The organism is Collinsella sp. AF37-9 (assembly GCF_003475115.1).
GTDB lineage: Bacteria > Actinomycetota > Coriobacteriia > Coriobacteriales > Coriobacteriaceae > Collinsella.
The window spans coordinates 1-2,786 of the sequence record NZ_QROQ01000053.1; the positions used below are offsets into that span (position 1 = coordinate 1).

Sequence of the window (2,786 nt, forward strand, 5' to 3'; positions counted from 1 at the left end):
TTAATGTGCTTTCCGTCTTGCGCAGGACTGTAGAGCAGCAAACTTAACCCGCGCCCGCCGGCCCCGGAGACCCTCCCGGAGGGACCGAAAAAATTTTCAAAAAAGTTGTTGCGCGCCGGACAGACTTCTGTGTATACTAATCCCCGCAGCGCACGCGAGCGGAAACAAACGCGAACGTCTGCCTGGGGAGTTAGCTCAGTTTGGTTAGAGCGCCGGCCTGTCACGTCGGAGGTCGCGGGTTCGAGCCCCGTACTTCCCGCCAACGCAATTAAAGCCACGTCTTCGGACGTGGCTTTTTGCGTTTGATACACTTTGTTTCGATAGAACGATCGCCCTGGCGCATCTTCGCCCAGAATCCCCGCCCCTTCGGGAACGCAAGTAAAATCTAATAAGCATATCTGTCTAAACAACAGCTTTGTTGCGCAACACCTGTTCAACGAGACAGGGGGTTAGGTTATACTAAATTGCACTGTAGGCCGCATCTGATGCATTTCGCTCCAAGCGCGGCACTCAGTGGATATCCGATTTACCATTTGGATGTCCTAGCGGTCATTTAGCGTCTCGACACAAGCTCGGCCCCGGAGCTCGTTCGAGCTGTTCGTATTCCTTGAAAGGGGAAAAATGGACATATCGAGGAAGACTGATTACGCCCTTCGTATGCTGGCGATGCTTGCCGAGGATCCGGAGCGTTTGCTTTCTGTTCGCACCGCTGCCGAAGAGGTCAATGTCCCGTATTCGTTTGCCCGCTCGATTCAGCACGGTTTGGTCCAGGCCGGTATTGTGGAGAGCCTGCGTGGCGTCCACGGTGGCATGCGTCTCAAGGTCAGTCCGGACGACGTCACTATCCGCCAGGTCGTCGAGGCCGTTCAGGGCCCCATGGTTATGAACGACTGCACCGCGCCCGACGGCGACTGTGCGCGCATGGGCACGTGCTGCTATCATCCCCTGTGGGCCGGAGCCCAGGCGTTGATGCGCGACTATCTCGATTCCGTTTCGCTCGGCGATATCGTCGCCCATCGCCAGTTCCCGGCTGTTGATCCCAAGTTCGCCGACCGCGATGCGTTTCCCGAGTACGCCACCTGCGCGTGCGCTTGCCGGGAGGAATAGCGCAGCATAAGGAGCATTGCCATGATTCAGGACCCCTTTCGTTCGATGATTCGTTCGGAAGGGGTCCTGCGTTATCGCGACCTTCCGTGGCGCCGCACGCGCGACCCGTATATCATCTGGCTTTCCGAGGTCATGCTGCAACAGACGCAGGTGCCGCGCGTGGAGACGCGCATGCCGGCGTGGCTCGATCGCTTTCCGACCGTTCAGGCGCTCGCTCAGGCCGCTCCTTCCGATGTTTTGGACGCTTGGCAGGGGATGGGCTACAACCGACGCGCTCTGGCGCTCCACAAGGCCGCTCAGCGCGTTGTGGAGGACTGGGACGGTGAGTTTCCGCGCGAGACGCGTGACTTGGTCGCTCTGCCTGGTATTGGCCCGGCAACGGCGCAAGGTATCCGGTCGTTCGCGTTTGACCTTCCAGGCGTGTATCTGGAGACCAACGTGCGCACGGTCTTTCTGCATCACTTCTTTCCCGATGTACCGGCTGTTCCCGACCGCGAGCTGGTGCCGCTGATTCAGGCGGCCTGTCCGTCGGTCCCCGGTGCGGCGACCGACGAGATCGCTCCCTTTGCCGTGCCGCTCGATGATGCCGACACGCCGCGCGCGTGGTATTACGCGTTGCTGGACTACGGCGCATATCTAAAAAAGACGTTGCCCAATCCGTCCAGGCGCTCGGCGGGCTATAGCCGTCAATCAAAGTTTGAGGGCTCACGTCGCCAAAAGCGCGCGCATATCGTGCGCATGTTGCTGGCAGCGCGCGATGGCCAACCGGCGGGGATTACGCTTGCTGATGCCGTGGTGGGCGTTAACGATATGGAAGCGGCGGCTGGGCGCGGGCCGGTCGAGCGCGACTTGATCGCGGGCATTCTAGCTGACCTGGAGCGCGAGGGCTTTTGCCGAGCCGAGGACGATCGTTGGTTGAGTGTGTAGCCCGCTCAAATCTGAAGAACGGGATTGTAAGGTTTAAATTCTCGGCTTGAGGGGCATCCTAAAGACGAGGCCGCTCGGAGCCTACGGGCGGCATGCGTTGAAGGGAAGTACACCTATGGATTTTGAGAACTCCCAAACCAAGAAGAACCTTGAGACCGCTTTTGCCGGTGAGTCCCAGGCACACACCAAGTATCGCTACTATGCCTCCAAGGCCAAGAAGGACGGCTACGTTCAGATCTCGAACATCTTTGCCGAGACGGCTGGCAACGAGTCCGAGCACGCCAAACTGTGGTTTAAGTATCTGCACGATGGCGCCGTCCCCGATACCCTGGACAATCTGCGCGATGCCGCCGCGGGTGAGAACTACGAGTGGACCACGATGTACGACGAGTTTGCCAAGACCGCCGAGGAAGAGGGCTTTGCCGAGATTGCCGCAAAGTTCCGTGGTGTCGCCGCCGTCGAGAAGGCCCACGAGGAGCGCTACAACAAGCTCGTCGAGCGCATCGAGTCGGGCGAGGTGTTTGAGCGTGAGGGCGTAAAGGTGTGGAAGTGCCTGAACTGCGGGCACCTGCACGTTGGTGCCGAGGCGCCTGAGGTGTGCCCGGTTTGTAACCACCCGAAGGCGTACTTTGAGGAGCAGGTGGTGAACTACTAGCGCTTGGCGCTGGCTGCTGCGGAGCGCAGGGCGGGAGGCCGGATCGCCTTCCCTCCCCGCTCACGGCTCCGCAGGGTCGCGTTGAGGGAAGGCGATC

At 59.9% G+C, this 2,786-nt stretch carries 3 protein-coding genes and 1 tRNA gene; all 4 read left to right on the plus strand.

Going from position 1 to position 2,786, the window contains the following annotated elements; all coding sequences use genetic code 11:
- Positions 1-184: 184 nt before the first annotated feature.
- The 4 genes from DW024_RS09800 to rbr all read left to right on the plus strand — a co-directional run bounded on the left by DW024_RS09800 (position 185) and on the right by rbr (position 2,689).
- A tRNA-Asp gene (locus tag DW024_RS09800) sits at positions 185-262 on the plus strand.
- Positions 263-621: 359 nt separating this feature from the next.
- Entirely contained in the window at positions 622-1,107 is a 486-nt protein-coding gene (locus DW024_RS09805) for an Rrf2 family transcriptional regulator (RefSeq protein WP_117735425.1), read from the plus strand.
- A gap of 21 nt (positions 1,108-1,128) precedes the next feature.
- Positions 1,129-2,034, plus strand: a complete 906-nt coding sequence (locus DW024_RS09810; protein ID WP_118377602.1) for an adenine glycosylase — start codon at positions 1,129-1,131, stop codon at positions 2,032-2,034.
- A gap of 115 nt (positions 2,035-2,149) precedes the next feature.
- Positions 2,150-2,689: a rubrerythrin gene (gene rbr / locus DW024_RS09815; RefSeq protein WP_055252097.1), complete on the plus strand. Its 540-nt coding sequence runs from the start codon at positions 2,150-2,152 to the stop codon at positions 2,687-2,689.
- Positions 2,690-2,786: the final 97 nt, after the last annotated feature.